Genomic DNA, 22386 nt, shown 5'->3' with positions numbered 1-22386 from the left:
AAATAACAACCATGGAAAAGGAACTATGGATTGCTCAAATAGCAGCTTCTGCAATATTACTCCACGCCCATCAACACCAGGTCAATCTCCATCAGATACACCAAGAGGTACCATTACGGGCAAGAACGTTATTGTACGTGACAAGAATGAGTTTTCATTATTGCTCGATTTACCCGAGGATATACAATCCAAAATTTTTACTTATTTGCAGGCTCGTGATATTGCCCATTTAAGACGGGTAAATTCATCCATTAACAACAGGCTCGAAAATGATGATGCCATGGCAAGGGCGTGGTATCGCCAGTTGGCTCCATCACACCGGACTCGTCTAGAGACAATTGTCGCTACAAAAGATAAAGATGAACTCCAGAAATGGTTAAAGCGTTTTACAAAGGATGAAGCATTAATCAAGTCAATCATGGACCGCCAGGAAAGTATTCACTTTCCTGCTTTGTTCTTTTCCACTCTCACTAAACTGACGTGTCAATGTAAAACATTTAAATTAGAGACTAAAGCCAGCATCCCCTGTAACACTTTAGAGGACTTAGCTGCCTTCAGCGCCGATGGACGCCACCTGGTGATCGCCTGTGACTCCAGAACCTGTAAAATCTATGGCAAGGAGAGCGATGAATCGTGGGTAGCAAAAGGCACTATCTCCCATGACAGACAAGTCAGATTTGTCACCTTCAGTGCCAATAGCCGCTATGTAGTGACCGCTGGCATGGATGGCAAGGCGAAAATTTATGGCAAGAAGGACGAACGATCATGGGAAGAAAAAGCCACTATTTGCCACAGTCACTGGGTCCGCTCAGCCACCTTCAGCCCCGATAGCCGCCATGTGTTGACCTACAGTGACGACGGCAAAGCGAGAATCTATGGCAAGAAGGACGAACGTTCATGGGAAGAAAAAGCCACTATTTCCCATAATGATGAGGTCCATTTTGCCACCTTCAGCAAAGATGGTCGCTGTGTAGTAACCACCAGTTGCGATCACAGGGCAAAAATCTATGGCCAGAGTGACGATGGGTCATGGGCAGAGAAAGCCATCATTCCACATGATGACACTGTCTACACAGCCACCTTCAGCCCCGATAGCCACTATGTGATAACCACCAGCCTGGATAGCAAAGCGAAAATCTATGGCAAGAAGAACAACGGGGCATGGCTGGAAAAAGCCATTATTCCCCATTTTGTCTCAGTCCAATTCAGCTCCGATAGTCGCCATGTGGTGATCACCAGAAGAAATGGCAGTGCAAAAATCTATAGACTTGATGCTGATGGATCATGGCAAGAAAAAGCCATCATTTCCCACAATGCAGAGGTCAACTCAGTCAAATTCAGCCTCGATAATCGCTGTTTAATAACCTCCAGTGACGATGGCAAGGTGATAATCTCTGGCCAGGATAAAGACGGATCATGGCAAGAAAAAGCCAGCATCTCCGATTACCTGAGTGACTGCTCAGCCAAATTCAGCGCCGATAGCCGCCATCTGGTGATCGCCAGTTTAAATTACAAAGCGAAAATCTATGGCAAGAAGGACGATGGATCATGGGAAGAAAAAGCCATCATTTCCCATAGCAAAAGTGTCTACTTTGCCGAATTCAGCCCGGATTGCCGTCATGTCATCACCTGCAGTGAAGATTTAACGGTGAAAATCCATGGCCTGAAGATTGATGGATCATGGAGAGAAAAAGCCATCATCTCCCATGATAAGGGTATTAGCTTAGCAACCTTTAGTGCCGATGGCCGCTATGTGGTCACTGTCGGTTACGATGGAACAGTGAACATTTATGGTCAAAATAGCGATGGATCATGGGAAGAAAAAGCCACCAGTTCCCATCCTGGTTTTGTCGGATCAGCCATCCTCTGCACCGATGACCGTTTGTTGACCACCCATAGCGCGTGCACGGCGATAATCACTGAACTAGGAATGAATGAATACTCCCTGTTTCAGGCTATTATGTGTCGCCTCTTTTGATTCATGACTCTCAATAACTTATTGTGAACTTTCCTACTAAAACTGACTCTAAGCTGCAGACTCAATTTTGAATATCCTTGCTAACCAGGGATAAATATCAACCATGGAAAACGAACTATGCATTGCTCAAATAGCAGCTCCTGCAATATTACTCCACGCTCATCAACAACAGACCAACCTCCATCAGATACACCAAGTGGAACCAACGCAGGCAGGGAAGTCATTGCGCATGACAAGAAAGAGTTTTCATTATTGCTCGATTTACCCGAGGATATACAATCCAAAATTTTTACTTATTTGCAGGCTCGTGATATTGCCCATTTAAGACGGGTAAATTCATCCATTAACAACAGGCTCGAAAATGATGATGCAATGGCAAGGGCGTGGTATCGCCAGTTGGCTCCATCACACCGGACTCGTCTAGAGACAATTGTCGCTACAAAAGATAAAGATGAACTCCAGAAATGGTTAAAGCGTTTTACAAAGGATGAAGCATTAATCAAGTCAATCATGGACCGCCAGGAAAGTATTCACTTTCCTGCTTTATTCTTTTCCACTCTCACTAAACTGATGTGTCAATGTAAAGCATTTCAATTAGAGACTAAAGCCACCATCCCCTGTAATACTTTAAAGGACTTAGCTTCCTTCAGCGCCGATGGACGCCACCTGGTGATCGCCTGTGACTCTAAAACCTGTAAAATCTATGATCAGGAGAGCAATGAATCATGGCTGCCAAAAGGCACTATCTCCCATGATGAGAAAGTCAGATCAGTCACCTTCAGCGCCAATAGCCGCTATATAGTGACCGCTGGCATGGATGGCAAGGCGAAAATTTATGGCAAGAAGGACGAACAATCATGGGAAGAAAAAGCCACTATTTCCCATGATCAGCGGGTCAAATCAGCCACCTTCAGCCCCGATAGCCGTCATGTCATCACCTGCGGTATAGATAACACGGTGAAAATCCATGGCCTGACGATCAATGGATCATGGAAAGAAAAAGCCATCATCTCCAATGATGACGATATTAGATTAGCCACCTTTAGTCTCGATGGCCGCCATGTGGTCACTGCCAGTTTCGATAGAACAGTGAAAATTTATGGTCAGAACAGCGATGGATCATGGGGAGAAAAAGCCACCAGCTCCCATCCTGGTGGACTCGTATCAGCCACCTTCAGCATCAATGGCCATGTGTTGACCATCCATGGCGATAACACAGCGAAAATCACTGAACTACGGATGGATGACTGATTGTTTGCTGTCAATCCTGTGGTTAGAAGTTGTCGCATAATTACAACTCGTTCCTAAACGAAGCGTGTTGTTAAGTACCTGGCCAGTTGGTTTCGCATATTCTGGCGAGTGGATTTTTTCATCCTTCAAGGCGCAACGACGGGCGCGTAGCCATAGCTACGCAACCAGAGTTGGAACGCAGAAGGGTGGAAAAAGCCGCCGTCCAGAATATGCGAAACCAACTGGTTAGGTACTTATTGTGAACTTTCCTACTAAAACCGACTCTAAGCTGCAGAATCAATTTTGAATATCCGTGCCAACCAGGGATAAATAACAACCATGGAAAAGGAACTATGGATTGCTCAAATAGCAGCTCCTGCAATATTACTCCACGCCCATCAACACCTGTTCAATCATCATCAGATACACCAAGTGGTAACACTATGGGCAAGAACGTCATTGAACGTGACAAGCATGAGTTTTCATTATTGCTCTATTTACCCGAGGATATTCAATCCAAAATTTTTACTTATTTGCAGGCTCGTGATATTGCCCATTTAAGACGGGTAAATTCATCCATTAACAACAGGCTCGAAAATGATGATGCCATGGCAAGGGCATGGTATCGTCGGCTGCCTTCATCACACCAGACTCGTCTAAAGAGAATCGTCGCTACAAAAGATAAAGATGAACTCCAGAAATGGTTAAAGCGTTTTACAAAGGATGAAGCATTAATCAAGTCAATCATGGACCGCCAGGAAAGTATTCACTTTCCCGCTTTGTTCTTTTCCACTCTCACTAAACTGACGTGTCAATGTAAAACATTTAAATTAGAGACTAAAGCCAGCATCCCCTGTAACACTTTAGAGGACTTAGCTGCCTTCAGCGCCGATGGACGCCACCTGGTGATCGCCTGTGACTCCAGAACCTGTAAAATCTATGGCAAGGAGAGCGATGAATCGTGGGTAGCAAAAGGCACTATCTCCCATGACAGACAAGTCAGATTTGTCACCTTCAGTGCCAATAGCCGCTATGTAGTGACCGCTGGCATGGATGGCAAGGCGAAAATTTATGGCAAGAAGGACGAACGATCATGGGAAGAAAAAGCCACTATTTGCCACAGATACTGGGTCTGCTCAGCCACCTTCAGCCCCGATAGCTGCCATGTGTTGACCTACGGTAATAGCGACGGCAAAGCGAAAATCTATGGCAAGAAGGACGAACGATCATGGGAAGAAAAAGCCACTATTTCTCATGATGATGAGGTCCATTTTGCCACCTTCAGCAAAGATGGTCGCTATGTTCTGACCGCCAGTGAAGATCACAGGGCGAAAATCTATGGCCAAATGGACGATGGGTCATGGGCAGAAAAAGCCATCATTCAACATGATGGCATTCTCTGCACAGCCAAATTCAGCCCCGATAGCCGCCATGTGGTGACCACCAGCATGCGTGGAAAAGCGAAAATCTATGGTAAGAAGAACGACGGGTCATGGCTGGAAAGAGCCATTATTTCCCATTTTGACTTAGTCACCTTCAGCTCCGATAGTCGCCATATGGTGATGACCAGAAGCACCAGAAGAAATGGCAGTGCAAAAATCTATAGCCTGGATGCCGATGGATCATGGGAGGAAACAGCCATCATTCCCCACACCGCAGAGGTCAACTCAGCCACATTCAGCCCCGATAGTTGCTGTTTAATAACCTCCAGTGACGATGGCGAGGCGATAATCTCTGGCCAGGATAAAGACGGATCATGGCAAGAGAAAGCCATCATTTCCGATTACCTGAGTGAATGCTCAGCCAAATTCAGCGCCGATAGCCGCCATCTGGTGATCGCCAGTTTAAATTACAAAGCGAAAATCTATGGCAAGAAGGACGATGGATCATGGGAAGAAGAAGCCATCATTTCCCATAGCAAAATTGTCTACTATGCCACATTCAGCCCCGATTGCCGTCATGCCATCACCTGCAGTGAAGATTTAACGGTGAAAATCCATGGCCTGAAGATCGATGGATCATGGCAAGAAAAAGCCATCATCTCCCATGATAAGGGTATTAGCTTAGCAACCTTTAGTGTTGATGGCCGCTATGTGGTCACTGTCGGTCGCGATGGAACAGTGAACATTTATGGTCAGAACAGCGATGGATCATGGGAAGAAAAAGCCACCAGTTCACATTCTGGTCATATCGAATCAGCCATCCTCAGCGCCGATGACCGTTTGTTGACCACCCATGACACGGACAAGGCGAGAATCACTGAACTAAATATGAATGAATGATTGATTGATTGATTGATTGATTGCTGTTACTGGTCCAGCCGTACCAATCGAACTTTCTAACTCCCTGTTGCGCTAAAGATTATTGTGAACTTTCTTACTAAAACCGACTCTAAGCTGCAGAATCAATTATGAATATCCTTGCCAACCAGGGATAAATAACAACCATGGAAAAGGAACTATGGATTGCTCAAATAGCAGCTCCTGCAATATTACTCCACGCTCATCTGCACCGGGTCAATCACCATCAGATACACCAAGTGGAACCACTATGGGCAAGAACGTCATTGAACGTGACAAGCATGAGTTTTCATTATTGCTCGATTTACACGAGGATATACAATCCAAAATTTTTACTTATTTGCGGGCTCGTGATATTGCCCAGTTAACACGGGCAAATTCATCCATTAACAACAGGCTCAAAAATGATGATGCCATGGCAAGGGCGTGGTATCGCCAGTTGGCTTCATCACACCAGACTCGTCTAGAGACAATTGTCGCGACAAAAGATAAAGATGAACTCCAGAAATGGTTGCAGCGTTTTACAAAGGATGAGGCATTAATCAAGTCCATCATGGACCGCCGGGCAAGCATTCACTTTCCTGCTTTGTTCTTTTCCACTCTCACTAAACTGATGTGTCAATGTAAAGCATTTCAATTAGAGACTAAAGCCACCATCCCCTGTAATACTTTAAAGGACTTAGCTTCCTTCAGCGCCGATGGACGCCACCTGGTGATCGCCTTTGACTCCAGAACCTGTAAAATCTATGGTCAGGAGAGCGATGAATCATGGGTAGCAAAAGGCACTATCTCCCATGATGAGCAGGTCAGATCAGTCACCTTCAGTGCCAATAGCCGCTATGTAGTGACCGCTGGTATGGATGGCAAGGCGAAAATTTATGGCAAGAAGGACGAACAATCATGGGAAGAAAAAGCCACTATTTCCCATGATCTGAGGGTCAAGTCAGCCACCTTCAGCCCCGATAGCCGCCATGTGTTGACCTACAGTAACGACGGCAAAGCGAAAATCTATGGCAAGAAGGACGAACGATCATGGGAAGAAAAAGCTACTATTTCTCATGATGATGAGGTCAATTTTGCCACCTTCAGCAAAGATGGTCGCCATGTAGTAACTACCAGTCTGGATCAAAGGGCAAAAATCTATGGCCAGAGTGACGATGGGTCATGGGCAGAAAAAGCCATCATTCCCCATGATGACAATGTCTACACAGCCACCTTCAGCCCCGATAGCCGTTATGTGGTGACCGCCAGTCTGGATAGGAAAGCGAAAATCTATGGCCAGACAGACGATGGGTCATGGCTGGAAAAGGCCATTGTTTCCCATTTTGCCTCAGTCACCTTCAGCTCCGATAGTGGCCATGTGGTGATCACCAGAGATAATGGCAGTGCAAAGATCTATAGACTGGATGCCGATGGATCATGGGAAGAAGAAGCCATCATTTCCCATAATGGAAAGGTCAAGTCAGTCAAATTCAGTCCCGATAGTCGCTGTTTAATGACCTCCAGTGACGATGACAAGGCGATAATCTCTGGCCAGGATAAAAACGGATCATGGAAAGAAAAAGCCACCATTTCCGATTACCTGAGTAACTGCTCAGCGGGTACATCAGCCTGGGAGTTTCTTAAATCAATTTCCGGTTACCTAAGAGAGTGCTCAGCCAAATTCAGCGCCGATAGCCGCCATCTGGTGACCGCCAATTTAGATCACAAAGCGAAAATCTATGGCGAGAAGGACGATGGATCATGGGAAGAAAAAGCCATCATTTCCCATAACAGAAATGTCTACTTTGCCAAATTCAGCCCCGATAGCCGTCATGTCATCACCTGCAGTAATGATCTCATGATGAAAATCTATGGCCTGAAGATCGATGGATCATGGAGAGTAAAAGCCATCATCTCCCATGATAGTTTTATTACATTAGCAACCTTTAGTGTCGATGGCCGCCATTTGGTCACTGTCAGTTTCGCTGGAACAGTGAAAATTTTTGGTCAGAACAGCGATGGATCATGGGAAGAAAAAGCCAGCATTTCCGATCCTGATATTATCCGATCAGCCACCCTCAGCGCCGATGACCATTTGTTGACCATCCATGGCATGGGCAAGGCGAGAATCACTGAACTAAGTATGAATGAATGATTGCTGTTACTGGCCCAGCCATACCAATCGAACTTTCTAACTCCCTATTGCGCTAAAGATTATTGTGAACTTTTCTACTAAAACCGACTCTAAGCTGCAGAATCAATTTTGAATATCCTTGCCAACCAGGGATAAACAATAACTATGGAAAACGAACAATGGATTGCATAAATAACAATTCCTGTATTGATGATCGACTTTCATCAAAACCAGATCAATCTCAAACAGGGCCGCCAAGTGGTACCTATGCAGGTAGAGAAGTCATTGAACGCGACAAGAAAGAGTTTTCATTATTGCTCGATTTACCCGATGATATACAATCCAAAATTTTTACTTATTTGCAGGCTCGTGATATTGCCCATTTAAGACGGGTAAATTCATCCATTAACAACAGGCTCGAAAATGATGATGCAATGGCAAGGGCGTGGTATCGTCGGCTGGCTTCATCACAACAGACTCGTCTACAGAGAATCGTCACTACAAAAGATAAAGATGAACTCCGGAAATGGTTGCAGCGTTTTACAAAAGATGAGGCATTAATCAAGTCCATCATGGATCGCCAGGCAAGTATTCACTTCCCTGCTTTGTTCTTTTCCACTCTCACTAAACTGATGTGTCAATGTAAAGCATTTAAATTAGAGACTAAAGCCACCATCCCCTGTAATAGTTCACGGGACTTAGCTTCCTTCAGCGCGGATGGACGCCACCTGGTGATCGCCTGTGACTCCAGAACCTATAAAATCTATGACAAGCAGAGCGATGAATCATGGGTAGCAAAAAGCACTATTTCCCATGATAGGTTTGTCAGATCAGCCACCTTCAGTGCAGATAGCCGCCATGTGTTGACCTACAGTGACGACGGCAAAGCGAAAATCTATGGCAAGAAGGACGAACGATCATGGGAAGAAAAAGCCACTATTTCCCATGATAATTCGGTCAAGTTTGCCACTTTCAGCAAAGATGGTCGCTATGTAGTAACCACCGGTCTCGATTGCAGGGTAAAAATCTATGGCCAGAGTGACGATGGGTCATGGGCAGAAAAAGCCATCATTCCACATAATGAAGCTCTCTACCCAGCCACCTTCAGCCCCGATAGCCGCTGTGTAGTGACCGCCACTATGAATTGCAAAGCGAAAATCTATAGCAGGAAGAACGATGGTTCATGGCTGGAAAAGGCGATTATTTCCCATTTTGTCTCAGTCAAATTCAGCTCCGATAGTCGCCATGTGGTGATCGCCAGAAAAAATGGCAGTGCAAAAATCTATAAACTGAATGCCGATGGATCATGGCAAGAAAAAACCATCATTTCCCACAATGGAGAGATCATCTCAGCCGAATTCAGCCCCGATAGTCGCTGTTTAATGACCTCCAGTAACGATGGCAAGGCGATAATCTGTGGTCAGGATAAAGACGGATCATGGAAAGAAAAAGCCACTCTTTCCCATTACCTGGGTGTCTTCTCAGCCAAATTCAGCGCCGATAGCCGCCATCTGGTGACCGCCAGTTTAGATAGCAAAGCGAAAATCTATGGCAAGAAAGACGATGGATCATGGGAAGAAAAAGCCATCATTTCCCATAACATAGGTGTCTACTTTGCCACATTCAGCCCCGATAGCCGTCATGTCATCACCTGCGGTATAGATAACACGGTGAAAATCCGTGGCCTGACGATCAATGGATCATGGAAAGAAAAAGCCATCATCTCCCATGATAGAGGTATTAGCTTAGCAACCTTTAGTGTTGATGGCCGCTATGTGGTCACTGTCGATCGCGATGGAACAGTGAACATTTATGGTCAGAACAGCGATGGATCATGGGAAGAAAAAGCCACCAGTTCACATTCTGGTCGTATCGAATCAGCCATCCTCAGCGCCGATGACCGTTTGTTGACCACCCATGACACGGGCAAGGCGAGAATCACTGAACTAAGTATGAATGAATGATTGCTGTTACTGGCCCAGACCCACATTATACCAATCAAACTTTCTAACTCCCTGTTGCGCTAAAGATTATTGTGAACTTTCCCACTAAAACCGACTCTAAGCTGCAGACTCAATTTTGAATATCCTTGCCAACCAGGGATAAATAACAACCATGGAAAACGAACTATGGATTGCTCAATTAGCAGCTCCTGCAATATTACTCCACGCCCATCTGCACCAGGTCAATCACCATCAGATACTCCAAGTGGTACCGCTATGGGCAAGAACGTCATTGAACGCGACAAGAAAGAGTTTTCATTATTGCTCGATTTACCCGATGATATACAATCCAAAATTTTTACTTATTTGCAAGCTCGTGATATTGCCCATTTAAGACGGGTAAATTCATCCATTAACAACAGGCTCAAAAATGATGATGGAATGGCAATAGCGTGGTATCGCCAGTTGGCTTCATCATACCAGACTTGTCTAAAGACAATCGTCGCTACAAAAGATAAAGATGAACTCCAGAAATGGTTGCAGCGTTTTACAAAGGATGAGGCATTAATCGAGTCAATCATGGATCGCCAGGCAAGTATTCACTTTCCTGCTTTGTTCTTTTCCACTCTTAATAAACTAACGTGTCAATGTAAAACATTTAAATTAGAGTCTAAAACCACCATCCCCTACACTTCAAAGGACTTAGCTTCCTTCAGCGCCGATGGACGCCACCTGGTGATCGCCTGTGACTCCAAAACCTGTAAAATCTATGGCAAGGAGAGCGATGAATCATGGGTAGCAAAAGGCACTATCTCCCATGACAGGGAAGTCATATCAGTCACCTTCAGTGCCAATAGCCACTATGTAGTGACCGCTGGCATGGATGGCAAGGCGAAAATTTATGGCAAGAAAAACGAACAATCATGGGAAGAAAAAGCCACTATTTCCCATGATCAGTGGGTCAAATCAGCCACCTTCAGCCCTGATAGCCGCCATGTGTTGACCTACAGTGACGACGGCAAAGCGAAAATCTATGGCAAGAAGGACGAACGATCATGGGAAGAAAAAGCCACTATTTCCCATGACTATAGAGTCAGTTTTGCCACCTTCAGCAAAGATGGTCGCTATGTAGTAACCACCAGTTGGGATGAAATGGCAAAAATCTATGGCCAGAGTGACGATGGGTCATGGGCAGAAAAAGCCATCATTCCTCATGATGACAATGTCTGCACAGCCACCTTCAGCCCCGATAGCCGCTATGTGGTGACCGCCAGCCTGGACAGGAAAGCGAAAATCTATGGCCAGATAGACGATGGGTCATGGCTGGAAAAGGCCATTGTTTCCCATTTTGTCTCAGTTACCTTCAGCTCCGATAGTCGCCATATGGTGATCACCAGAGATAATGGCAGTGCAAGGATCTATAGACTGGATACCGACGGATCATGGGAAGAAGAAGCCATCATTTCCCATAATGGAAAGGTCAAGTCAGTCAAATTCAGTCCCGATAGTGGCTGTTTAATGACCTCCAGTGACGATAACAAGGCGATAATCTCTGGCCAGGATAAAAACGGATCATGGCAAGAAAAAGCCATCATTTCCGATTACCTGAGTCACTGCTCAACTGGTACAACAGCCTGGGAGTTTCTTGAATCAATTTCCGGTTACCTAAGGGAGTGCTCAGCCAAATTCAGCGCCGATAGCCGCCATCTGGTGACCGCCACTTTAGATGACAAAGCGAAAATCTATGGTAAGAGGGACGATGGATCATGGGAAGAAAAAGCCATCATTTCCCATAACAAAAATGTCTACTTTGCCAAATTCAGCCCCGATAGCCGTCATGTCATCACCTGCAGTAATGATCTCATGATGAAAATCTATGGCCTGAAGATCGATGGATCATGGGGAGAAAAAGCCATCATCTCCCATGATGAGCTTATTAGATTAGCAACCTTTAGTGTCGATGGCCGCCATGTAGTCACTGTCAGTTTCGCTGGGACAGTGAAAATTGTTGGTCAGAACAGCCATGGATCATGGGAAGAAAAAGCCAGCATTTCCCTTCCTGATGTTATCCGATCAGCCACCCTCAGTGCCGATGACCATTTGTTGGCCATCCATAGCAAGAACACGGCGAGCATCACTGAACTAAGTATGAATCCGCCTTTCACCACCCCTATCAGGAATACATGGACTCGTAAAAAATGCCCAAAATTTGAATGATCGTCCACTGCCTTTCCTTCAAGCCAATCACATGTTCCTCCTGATTATTGACCGTTAATACACTAAGCCCCTGGAAACAGAAAAATACCCATCTTGCTGTTGGGTTCTGGCAGGGCTTTTTTTTCTGGTCTGGAAATACACGACTTTGCTTTTTCAGTTCCTGCCTGATTCTGTGCTGGATAGCAGCATAGACCATCAGGCATAGAGTCATCACCATTAACAGGGCTTCAATACGTTCCGCTTTCTTCAGATAGAGCGAAGAGACTAGAAAGTCCGGGCTCTTCAGGAACCGAAAGCCGCCTTCAACTTTTTGTTGCGACTTATAAGTAGACAGCAGCTCAGAGGCATTCAAACTATTTTTATCCAGTTCATTGGTGCTTAGGATAAAACAACCCAGTGAGGCTTCTGCATGCTCCCTTTTCTCGCAGGAAACAAAGCATTCAGCCTGCACAAAGTACTCGAAGTGATCAGGCTTGCTATCCGGCGATGGTCTTCCTTTGCCCGAATAGCAGGGTTTACGGATAACCTCTGGCTCTGTTTCGCTTTGGCAAAGTTTCGATTGTTTCTGCCACAAGGCAAAAGCCTTCAATGCATCGTCCCGGCACAAAAAGGCCTTTTTGCTCAGCTTCTCCAGATCACGGGCCTCTTTCAGTGACTGCTTTTGCATCTTTCGGGTCAATGTTTTCCGTTCACTAAGCCCGCGCTTTTTGTTGAGAAACAGGAACCATCGTTGCTGAACCCCTCCGTACCAGGAAGGCACTTCAGCTGAGTAGTAATCTTCATAGCCTTCAACAGGCACCAGCGACATGGTTGGCGCTTTGCAGACCAGCTCCTTTGCCTCCTTGATGTTCAGGGGCACCCGGGAGATAAACAGCTGCTTTTGCTCATCAAGCAACTGAAGGGTTTCTGCAACATACATGGCAGCATCAGCAACCAGATAGCGGCTATTCAAAGCGGCCTTAAAACATGACAGATGATTTTTGATAATTTCCTGAAAACAGGTTTTGTCGTTTACATTACCGCTGGCAGGGGCCATAAACACAGGGATGCCCGCCTGATTTTCAGTCATTAACTGCAAGACTACCTGATTCAGGTCAGGCCGGTGGTCACGGCTGTAACCTTGGCAGATATGAATACAATTTAAGTCGTCTGGATTGTCATGACTGTTATAGACTCCATCCACATGAAAGCTGGTGCCATCCAGATTTAATGCCTTGCAAGGAAGTTTCAGATGATTGACGACCTTGACGGCCAGATTGAGATACAAGTCGCTAACACCAGCGTCGTACAAACTGTCGAGAGCCCGACCAAGTACCTTGTCGTTCAAGTGTTCAGCCTGTATACCTTCCCCGATAAGGCGGTCAATCGGCTTATCCTCAAAAAACTCAGGGAGCATGTACAGAGTTTGCCCCGTAAAGCCCAAGCCATTGATGATCATTGCAACTACAGCTTGTCCAATAGTGACATTACGAACATCGGAGTCATTTGTGATACGGGCATCAATGTATTCGGCTATCTTTAACTCCCGACACATAGCGGCAACCAAGCCAAGGTGGTTGAGGTTCTTAGACTGGTATTGAGCTTGAGGCATGTTGGTGCACCTGAATGTCTGTTTATTTCTTTGACAACAGATTTTAGGCAAATATCAATCGGGGTGGTGAAAGGCAGATTGAACGTGAGAAAATATGATTTCGTATGGTTGAGTACTTAATAGCTGTTATCTGCTAAGAGGAGTGTCGTCTATTATAAATGACGACTAAGTACATAATAAAGTTTAAAGTAACATGGGATGCTGTAGCGCTTAGTAAACCATAATCTTTAGTAAGTTGTCCTCTTCTGTATGAGTTTATCGTTGATATCACAGCTTGTGCCATTAATGGGTTCGGGTTGGTAAGATGTAAAAGTCCAAATGATGTGGATTTGATAATGTTACTTAAAATAAATATTTTTTCATCATGACTGTTGCTACTATTAGTTGCGAATTCTATAGAGTAATTGATTAGACGGAGCAAGAGGCCATTAAATATCACCTCTTCAATGGCAGCTCCTGTAATAGCCTCTTCGAATGTTATTTTTCCATTGTATGGGTCATGAATTAATGATAGAGGACGTAAAACGAAAATAGCCACAATTTGAACTTGTGTAAAATGTATTACACCTGATAATAAACCATAATAAAGTTGATTATTAAAATCAAACTTCTTTAAAAGAGCGACTATTCTGTAGGATTCTTTATCTTTAATATTCACTGATTCTAATTCTGATTCTGAATTTGTGAGCGTCATATTTATGATTGTATGCAAAGAGTTAAACTCATCCTCTGTTTTTGGTAGAGGTGTATCTGAATTTATAAGAATGATCTTCTTGTTAGGTTCTTCATCTTCAATATTCACTGAATCTGAATCTGTGAGGGTCATGTTTATTACTGTTTGCAAAGAGTTAAATTGATCCTCTGTTTTTATGAGAGGAGCAGACTTTGCATGTTGAGTTACTAATGAAAAACATATTACGATTATTAAAGTATATTTTTTCACTGTACTTCCCCCCTAAAAAAACAAGCATGGTAGCTGCTAAACGATTTCAGTCTGTTCCGAGACTTCGTCTATCGATAATTCTCGCCGTCAGTAATTGGCTGAAGCAGGCTTTATGAAGTTCGATTAATGTGTTCAACTATCTTAAAATTATCCGTGTTTAAAAGTAACCCTTTTCCATATCATTGCATTCAGGGTTTTGTATAACGCTACTGTCTTTAAAAGTGAGTTCATTGATACCAGGTGTTTCTCTGAATGCCTTGTGTTTGCATTTTGTTCTCCTTAAGAATCGATTTGATCTTTTATTATTTGACTATGCTGTTGCCAAAAAGTTCTATGAATAGAAACGACTGTGTTAGGAATGCTAACTATTCGAGACCAGTACAAAATAAAAATACCAGCAGGGTGATAGAAGTGCTTACCGCTTCTCTCTGTTGAGACAACTGTTTAAGTATCGCATAAAATGTCATGCAAAGGGCATGGAACCAGGTTGTATTCAATACTGCTCCAAAGACTCAAAGAATGTGGATTCGTATAGCGATAGGTGGGATTCTTAGGGTAGACATTAAGCTCAAAAAAGATTCATTTCTAGCGGCAGAACTCACCTTGAACAGCCACAACAAAGCTTCGAAAAAATTATCAAGGCTGAACAAGATGAGTACTGCAAATAGTAGACTAGTTGAAAAAAACTGCTGACGTGTTTCGACCGGTCTGAACTCCTCAGTATGGCTGACTACTTACAAGGAAGCTGCTCAACTTCTGGGCAGATAATGCGAAACGTGAACACCCTGCACGAGATGGTTGTTCAGGGCGTACAAGATTAGGTCTTTGTGCTGTGGGTGGGGCTTAATGTCTACCCTAAGATAAGTACCTAACTAATCGAACTTTCTAACTCTCTATCGCGCTAAAGATTATTTTGAACTTTCCCACTAAAACCGACTCTAAGCTGCAGACTCAATTTTGAATATCCTTGCCAACCAGGGATAAATAACAACCATGGAAAACGAACTATGGATTGCTCAATTAGCAGCTCCTGCAGTATGACTCCACGCCCATCTGCACCAGGTCAATCACCGTCAGATACTCCAAGTGGTACCGCTATGGGCAAGAACGTCATTGAACGCGACAAGAAAGAGTTTTCATTATTGCTCGATTTACCCGATGATATACAATCCAAAATTTTTACTTATTTGCAGGCTCGTGATATTGCCCATTTAAGACGGGTAAATTCATCCATTAACAACAGGCTCAAAAATGATGATGGAATGGCAATAGCGTGGTATCGCCAGTTGGCTTCATCATACCAGACTTGTCTAAAGACAATCGTCGCTACAAAAGATAAAGATGAACTCCAGAAATGGTTGCAGCGTTTTACAAAGGATGAGGCATTAATCGAGTCAATCATGGATCGCCAGGCAAGTATTCACTTTCCTGCTTTGTTCTTTTCCACTCTTAATAAACTAACGTGTCAATGTAAAACATTTAAATTAGAGTCTAAAACCACCATCCCCTACACTTCAGAGGACTTAGCTTCCTTCAGCGCCGATGGACGCCACCTGGTGACCGCCTGTGACTCCAAAACCTGTAAAATCTATGGCAAGGAGAGCGATGAATCATGGGTAGCAAAAGGCACTATCTCCCATGACAGGGAAGTCAGATCAGTCACCTTCAGTGCCAATAGCCGCTATGTAGTGACCGCTGGCATGGATGGCAAGGCGAAAATTTATGGCAAGAAGGACGAACAATCATGGGAAGAAAAAGCCACTATTTCCCACAGATACTGGGTCCGTTCAGCCACCTTCAGCCCCGATAGCTGCCATGTGTTGACCTACAGTAACGACGGCAAAGCGAAAATCTATGGCAAGAAGGACGAACGATCATGGGAAGAAAAAGCCACTATTTCCCATGATGGTAGAGTCAATTTTGCCACTTTCAGCAAAGATAGTCGCTATGTAGTAACCATCAGTTGGGATCACAGGGCAAAAATCTACGGCCAGAGTGACGATGGGTCTTGGGCAGAAAAAGCCATCATTCCCCATAATGACATTCTCTACACAGCCAGATTCAGCCCCGATAGCCGCTACGTGGTAACCGCCAGCCTGGATAGCAAAGCGAAAATCTATGGCAGGAAGAACGATGGGTCATGGCTGGAAATAGCCATTATTCCCCATTTTGCCTCAGCCACCTTCAGCTCCGATAGCCGCCATGTGGTGATCACCAGAAAAAATGGCAGTACAAAAATCCATAGACTGGATGCCGATGGATCATGGGAAGAAACAGCCATCATTTCCCACAATGCAAAGGTCAAGACAGTCACATTCAGCCCCGATAGTCGCTGTTTAATAACCTCCAGTAAAGATAGCAAGGCGATAATCTCTGGCCAGAATAAAGACGGACCATGGCAAGAAAAAGCCACCATTTCCCATATAAAAAGCGGCTTCTTACCCAAATTCAGCGCCGATAACCGCCATCTGGTGATCGCCAGTTTGGATAACAAAGCGAAAATCTATGGCAAGAAGGACGATGGATCATGGGAAGAAAAGGCCATCATTTCCCATAGCGAAAGTGTCTACTATGCCGCATTCAGCCCCGATTGCCGTCATGTCATCACCTGCAGCGAAGATTTAACGGTGAAAATCCATGGCCTGGAGATCGATGGATCATGGAGAGAAAAAGCCATCATCTCCCATGATAGGGGTATCAAATTAGCAGCCTTTAGTGCCGATGGCCGCTATATGGTCACTGTCGGTTACGATGGAACAGTGAACATTTATGGTCATAACAGCGATGGATCATGGGAAGAAAAAGCCAGCATTTCCGATCCTGGTATTATCCTATCAGCCACCCTCAACGCCGATGACCGTTTGTTGTTCATCCATAGCGCGGGCAACTCAAGAGTCAATGAATACTCTCTGTTTCACACTAAATGTCGCCTCTTTTGATTCATGATTCTCAATAACTGAGAGCATTGGGTCATTAAGTAACGATTTGGTCTGTAATGCCTTAAATTCAGTTTTTGCAGATTGATAACCGGGGGCACCAGGAGCATAATAGAGTTCATCAAATAAGGGTGTGGTTCCAGTAGCCAGAGACCAACTTGCACCAGAAAAGCCATCATCTCGATTATCTTTAAGAGTATTGGTAACAGAAAATAGCACCTCACCCTCATAACTAACATGATAATAAGAATTAAATAGTTGAGAACGGCACGTCCCATCATTAATTTTTTGACTTTTTGAAATATTGCGAGGTTCAAGATATCCAAGTAATTGGATGACATTCTCAAGTACTTGGATATCCTGAGCAGTAGCTGTATTTCTCCTACACCTATCTTTATTAATTAGATATTCTTGTTTCAAATTATCTAAGTAATTTATGATTTTTTTCACAGTTTCCCGGGCTTTTTTGTTTGCTGCGTCTATTTCGGTGCTCTCCTGGCTAGACACTATTCTCTGTTCAAGTGATTTGCTGGTGCTGGCAACCGCTCCCAACCTCTGACTTGAGTGATCAGGATCACCTCCGTTGACGGCACGCCTCGATGAAGAATCAATTTTTCCAGATGCCGTTGTAGTTCTTCCGAAGCAGACAGCCTCTGATGATTCCTTCTCAGGCTTTGGTGAAAATAAAGCAACAATGCCGGAATTGTTATCTACATTATCCATTTTTAATATCTCTTTAGTTAGCTTCGTTCTCACCTAGGAGCCTGACCGAGAATAGCGCCCGTAGCGAGGACGGCAGAAAATTGAGGATGAAAATTCGGTTTTGTGAGGAGAATAGCGAGCTATTTGACGAACAAAAGCGGATTTTCAGACCAATTTGCTGCCGCCGCAGTAGGGCAGTCTATTCTCGGTCAGGCTCCTAGCAGCCTGTCGGACTTAAGCGTCCGTAGCGAGGATTGCAAGAAATTGAGGATAAAAATCTCTGTTTCTGAGGAGAATAGCGAGCTATTTGACGAAGAAACAGAGATTTTTAGACCAATTTATTGCAACCGCAGTAGGACAGTCTTAAGTCCGACAGGCTGCTAGCAAGAATATTTAAAATTGATTCAATAGTTTTGAGTCGGTTTTGGAAAGTAAGTTCATAACATTGAAGTCAGTGCGATTAACAAACCTGTGAACAAGACGGGAACATAGCAAGCTATGTGACCAGAGTTGCAACGCATCACGACTGCATGGATGCAGGAGCTAGAGCAACGCAGGAGCAGTTGCCGCGAGTGCCTGAACAAGAAGTCAGAAAATATGATTTCGTATGGTTGAGTACTTATGTGAACTTTCCTACTAAAACCAACTCTAACCTGCAGAATCAATTTTGAATACCCTTGCCAACCAGGGATAAATAACAACTATGGAAAACGAACAATGGATCACATAGATAAAAAATCCCTTGGAAGCACGCCAACCTCATCGACACTTGAACAACCTCCATCAGTTGCACCAATGGGTACCATTATGGGCAAGAACGTCATTGAACGTGACAAGAATGAGTTTTCATTATTGCTCGATCTACCTGAGGATATGCAATCCAAAATTTTTACTTATTTGCAGGCTCGTGATATTGCCCATTTAACACGGGCAAATTCATGCATTAACAACAGGCTCAAAAATGATGCTGCAATGGCAAGGGCGTGGTATCGCCGGTTTGCCTCATCACACCAGACTCTACTAAAAACAATCGTCACCACAAAAGATAAAGATGAACTCCAGAAATGGTTAAAGCGTTTTACAAAGGATGAAGCATTGGTAGAGTCAGTCATGGATCGCCAAGCCAGTATTCACTTTCCCGCTCTGTTCTTTTTCAGTCTCACTAATCTGATGTCTCAATGTAAAACATTTAAATTAGAGACAAAAGCCAGCCTCCTTAGTCATGGGATGAACTCAGCTGCCTTCAGCCCCGATGGCGACCATCTGGTGATAAGAGAAGTTGAGAAGAGCACTTTGAGAATCTTCGGCCAAAAGGACGATGGTTCATGGCAACGAAAAAGCACTATCTCCCATGATGACCATATCCGATCCTTCACCTTCAGCGCTGATAGCCGCTTCATGGTGACCGCCGGTAAAGATGGCGAGGCGAAAATCTATGGCAAGAAGGACGATGGATCATGGGAAGAAAAAGCGACTATTACCCATGATAACTGGGTCAACTCAGCCACCTTCAGTGCCGACAATCGCTACGTAGTGACCGCCAGTTTCGATCATAAGGCGAAAATTTATGGCCTGATTGACGATGGATCATGGGTAGAAAAAGCCATCATTCATCACGATTGTCACGTCGATTCGGCAACCTTCAGCGCCGATAGCCGCTATGTAGTGACTGCCAGTAAAGATGGCAAGGCGAAAATTTATGGCCGGGAGGACGATGGGTCATGGACAGAAAAAACCATTATTTCCCATGACGACCGAGTCCTCTCGGTTACCTTCAGCGCAAGTGGCCGCTATGTGTTCACCAACGGCAGAGATAAAAAGCTGAAAATCTATGGCCTGAAGGCCGATGGGTTATGGGAAGAAAAAGCCACTATTTTCCATGATTGCCACTTCCGCTCAGCAGCCATCAGCGCCAATGACCGCTATATATTGACTGCCAGTTGCGATCACAAGGTCAGAATCCATGACCTGACTGACAATGGATCATGGGAAGTAAAAGCAACTATTTCCCATGATTACCGGGTCAACTCAGCCACCTTCAGCCCGGATAGCCGTCATGTGTTGACTGGCAGTCACGATGGCAAGGCGAAAATCTATGGCCAGAAAGACAATGGATCATGGGAAGAAAAAATCAGTGAGCGGGACAACTATCCTGACACAGCGGGCTAATGTTGATATGGCAAGAGTTCTCCGGACACTTTTTCACGCTGCCTCGGCAAGTTTCTGTTCATACTTGAACGGTGCCAGGTAGCCATTGGTTGAGTGCTTTCTCTGGCGATTGTAAAACACTTCGATATACTCAAAAATTGCTTGCTGTGCCTCATCCCTCGTCTGAAAACCTTCATGATGAATCAGCTCTGTTTTCAGAGTACGGAAGAAACTTTCGGCTACAGCGTTGTTCCAACAGTTACCCTTGTGACTCATGCTGCAAGTGAAGTCATTAACTTTCAGGAGCTTCTGGTACCGATCTGAAACATACTAGCTACCACGGTCGCTATGGACTAGCAAGCCTGCGCCGGTTCTTCGCTTCCACATTGCCATCTCCAGAGAGCCTGTAATCAGCGTGGCTGCCATTATGCTTCAGGTGGCTGTTTCTCATCAGCTGACAATATTGACTGGCTTCTTTCCTGTTACCGCTAACAAGGCATTTTTAGCCGCTTTTTTTCTTTGCTCTTGTCCTGATTCATAAGAGTGGTAAGCTGCATGAGGATTAATGATTAAGCGTCCTGCTAACCAGGGTTCATTCCTTCTCCATGCGTCGTATATTGCGTGAGGTTGGGGTGGCTCTTCAGGGAGTACATCCAGAGCAACATAACTCAGGTGATGGCTTTTAAGTGCTTGATAAATCACTTCGATATCTTGCACTAGCTGTCCCCTTGCAGTGTTGATCAGGCTGGCACCCGGTTTCATTTTGTTTATAAATTCTTGATTTACCATGCCCATAGTGTGTTTGTTTAAAGGACAATGTAGGCTAACCATGTCGCTAGTGCTGAGTAGTTCGTCAAGGCTATAACAGCGGCTTGTGTTATGCACTTTATCGTAGCCTTCGGCTATATTAGGATCGAAGAATTGAGTTTGATAACCAATTGCCTGACAGTTTTTTAACGTCAAACTTCCAATACGACCAAGGCCTATAAAACCTACTTTAATTGAGGAGGTGCGCTTGATGCCCGGCATTACATTTTCCTGCCAACCTTTTCTGTAATGAGGGGCGAGTGCATTATAGCGCGTGAGCCCACGTGCTCCATTAAGCAGCATAGCTGTGGCAGTATCAGCTACCTCCTCGGTACAGTAATCAGGATTGTTACACACCGTAATCCCTCTTTTTCTACATGCTTCCAGATCAATTTTGTCAAAGCCTACTCCATAACGAATGATCACCTCTGCATGAGGAAACTCATTAAGAAATTTTTCATCTACTATTTGATGCCAAACTAGTAAGACGGTAATGTTTTCTTGTGGTTCACTAGCTAAGAAATCACCAAGGATTTTTTGCTCTATGCTAGCGTTAATGATTCTGTCGGTAATAAATACTTTATTCATTTGTACTTTTTAATCTGATGAATTTATAGGTGGTGAATTTTTTTGTGATGAAAATAAGAGCTGCTACAGCACTGATAGCTATTCCGAGGCGTATTAGCAAAATAGCGGCAATGTCAGCTCCGAAAATAGCAAAGATTAGGGTTTCTTCGATCAAGCCATGAGCTAAGAGTAGAAAGGTTAAAAGATAAAGTCTGTGCTCTTTGGCAACAGACTTGATATCTTTCAGCAAGATACCAGCTCCATATGTGACTCCTAATAGGCAGCCAACGGTCATACTTGATAGGTATGTGTGTTTATCTAGTAATGTTTTGAAAAATGCTTGCTTTTTAATTAGGTCAAAAGCCACTACCAGAGTGGTCACCAAAATTGAAATTTTTAGTGTTAGAAAAACTGCATTAGAAAAAGCCCCCAATACAAGGTCGATGAATGTAGTGTACTCAGCTTTTACTTGGCTGCTTCCTATCTTTCCTACCAATTCTTGAGGTGTTAAAAGTGATGCTATCCAAGCTCCTAAAATGCCTAAGCATAAACGGGATATCCAATGTATATGAATGGGAAACCCCACTTTTTTCATTACTGCTGACTCCAGAGGAATGGAATGACAAATCGCAATAAATGTGCCTACTATCGTCCATTCATAAGGCGAGAGGTTGAGTCCTGAAGCAACTGCTATACCGGCGTAAATATTAAGGAAAAAGCTGGCTGCGAAAGCTATAGCTACGTCGGCTGGTAATTTAAGTAACTGAGTAGCAGGCTCAAATATGAAGCCTAGATAGTCGATAACTCCCAGATATTGCAATACTTCACTCAGCATTGAAAAAGGAATAACCAGTTTTGCAATCATTAGAATGATGCGTTTAGATTCTTTGATACTTTCTTTCATCGTT

General features: G+C 44.1%; 13 protein-coding genes and 1 pseudogene. 8 read left to right on the top strand and 6 right to left on the bottom strand.

The window, feature by feature from the left end:
• Positions 1–25: 25 nt before the first annotated feature.
• The 6 genes from ACO6VG_RS12105 to ACO6VG_RS12080 all read left to right on the top strand — a co-directional run bounded on the left by ACO6VG_RS12105 (position 26) and on the right by ACO6VG_RS12080 (position 11784).
• Positions 26–1978, top strand: a complete 1953-nt coding sequence (locus tag ACO6VG_RS12105) for an F-box/WD repeat-containing protein (RefSeq protein ID WP_422474111.1) — start codon at positions 26–28, stop codon at positions 1976–1978.
• Positions 1979–2095: 117 nt separating this feature from the next.
• Positions 2096–3229 (top strand): F-box/WD repeat-containing protein, encoded by a 1134-nt coding sequence (locus tag ACO6VG_RS12100; protein ID WP_422474109.1) that lies wholly within the window; start codon positions 2096–2098, stop codon positions 3227–3229.
• A gap of 332 nt (positions 3230–3561) precedes the next feature.
• Positions 3562–5490, top strand: coding sequence for an F-box/WD repeat-containing protein (locus ACO6VG_RS12095; protein ID WP_422137192.1), 1929 nt, complete (start codon positions 3562–3564; stop codon positions 5488–5490).
• A 178-nt stretch (positions 5491–5668) separates the two neighbouring features.
• Positions 5669–7645: a WD40 repeat domain-containing protein gene (locus ACO6VG_RS12090; RefSeq protein WP_422474107.1), complete on the top strand. Its 1977-nt coding sequence runs from the start codon at positions 5669–5671 to the stop codon at positions 7643–7645.
• A gap of 158 nt (positions 7646–7803) precedes the next feature.
• Positions 7804–9588 carry an F-box/WD repeat-containing protein gene (locus ACO6VG_RS12085; protein ID WP_422474105.1) on the top strand — a complete coding sequence of 595 codons (1785 nt, stop codon included), beginning with the start codon at positions 7804–7806 and terminating at the stop codon, positions 9586–9588.
• A 165-nt stretch (positions 9589–9753) separates the two neighbouring features.
• A complete protein-coding gene (locus tag ACO6VG_RS12080; RefSeq protein ID WP_422442210.1) occupies positions 9754–11784 on the top strand; it encodes an F-box/WD repeat-containing protein in 2031 nt (676 codons plus the stop codon).
• Here the strand turns inward: ACO6VG_RS12080 and ACO6VG_RS12075 are convergent.
• Positions 11741–13375 (bottom strand): IS1634 family transposase, encoded by a 1635-nt coding sequence (locus ACO6VG_RS12075; RefSeq protein ID WP_422474103.1) that lies wholly within the window; start codon positions 13373–13375, stop codon positions 11741–11743. The two genes, ACO6VG_RS12080 and ACO6VG_RS12075, sit on opposite strands and share 44 nt — an antisense overlap.
• A gap of 133 nt (positions 13376–13508) precedes the next feature.
• Positions 13509–14318 (bottom strand): type II CAAX prenyl endopeptidase Rce1 family protein, encoded by an 810-nt coding sequence (locus ACO6VG_RS12070; protein WP_422474101.1) that lies wholly within the window; start codon positions 14316–14318, stop codon positions 13509–13511.
• A gap of 1007 nt (positions 14319–15325) precedes the next feature.
• Here ACO6VG_RS12070 and ACO6VG_RS12065 point away from each other — a divergent pair.
• On the top strand, positions 15326–17257 hold the full coding sequence (locus tag ACO6VG_RS12065) for an F-box/WD repeat-containing protein (protein WP_422474099.1): 1932 nt from the start codon (positions 15326–15328) through the stop codon (positions 17255–17257).
• On the opposite strand, the gene ACO6VG_RS12060 is transcribed toward ACO6VG_RS12065, so the two are convergent.
• On the bottom strand, positions 17207–17977 hold the full coding sequence (locus ACO6VG_RS12060; protein WP_422137185.1) for a hypothetical protein: 771 nt from the start codon (positions 17975–17977) through the stop codon (positions 17207–17209). The two genes, ACO6VG_RS12065 and ACO6VG_RS12060, sit on opposite strands and share 51 nt — an antisense overlap.
• A gap of 696 nt (positions 17978–18673) precedes the next feature.
• Between ACO6VG_RS12060 and ACO6VG_RS12055 the strand changes: the two genes are divergently transcribed.
• Positions 18674–20125, top strand: a complete 1452-nt coding sequence (locus ACO6VG_RS12055) for a WD40 repeat domain-containing protein (protein WP_422474097.1) — start codon at positions 18674–18676, stop codon at positions 20123–20125.
• Between the two features lie 33 nt (positions 20126–20158).
• Here the strand turns inward: ACO6VG_RS12055 and ACO6VG_RS12050 are convergent.
• The 3 genes and pseudogenes from ACO6VG_RS12050 to ACO6VG_RS12040 all read right to left on the bottom strand — a co-directional run.
• Positions 20159–20461 (bottom strand): annotated as a pseudogene (locus tag ACO6VG_RS12050) (IS3 family transposase); the annotation flags it as partial.
• Positions 20462–20554: 93 nt separating this feature from the next.
• Entirely contained in the window at positions 20555–21499 is a 945-nt protein-coding gene (locus ACO6VG_RS12045; RefSeq protein ID WP_422474095.1) for a C-terminal binding protein, read from the bottom strand.
• On the bottom strand, positions 21492–22382 hold the full coding sequence (locus ACO6VG_RS12040) for a hypothetical protein (RefSeq protein ID WP_422474093.1): 891 nt from the start codon (positions 22380–22382) through the stop codon (positions 21492–21494). The genes ACO6VG_RS12045 and ACO6VG_RS12040 overlap by 8 nt, the downstream gene beginning before the upstream one ends.
• Positions 22383–22386 lie beyond the last annotated feature (4 nt).

Origin of the sequence: Endozoicomonas sp. ALB032, from assembly GCF_049310125.1 — a bacterium.
In the GTDB taxonomy this organism is placed as follows: Bacteria; Pseudomonadota; Gammaproteobacteria; order Pseudomonadales; family Endozoicomonadaceae; genus Endozoicomonas_A.
The sequence above is the reverse complement of the archived record's forward strand: the minus strand, read 5'-3'. Positions and strand labels throughout refer to the sequence as shown.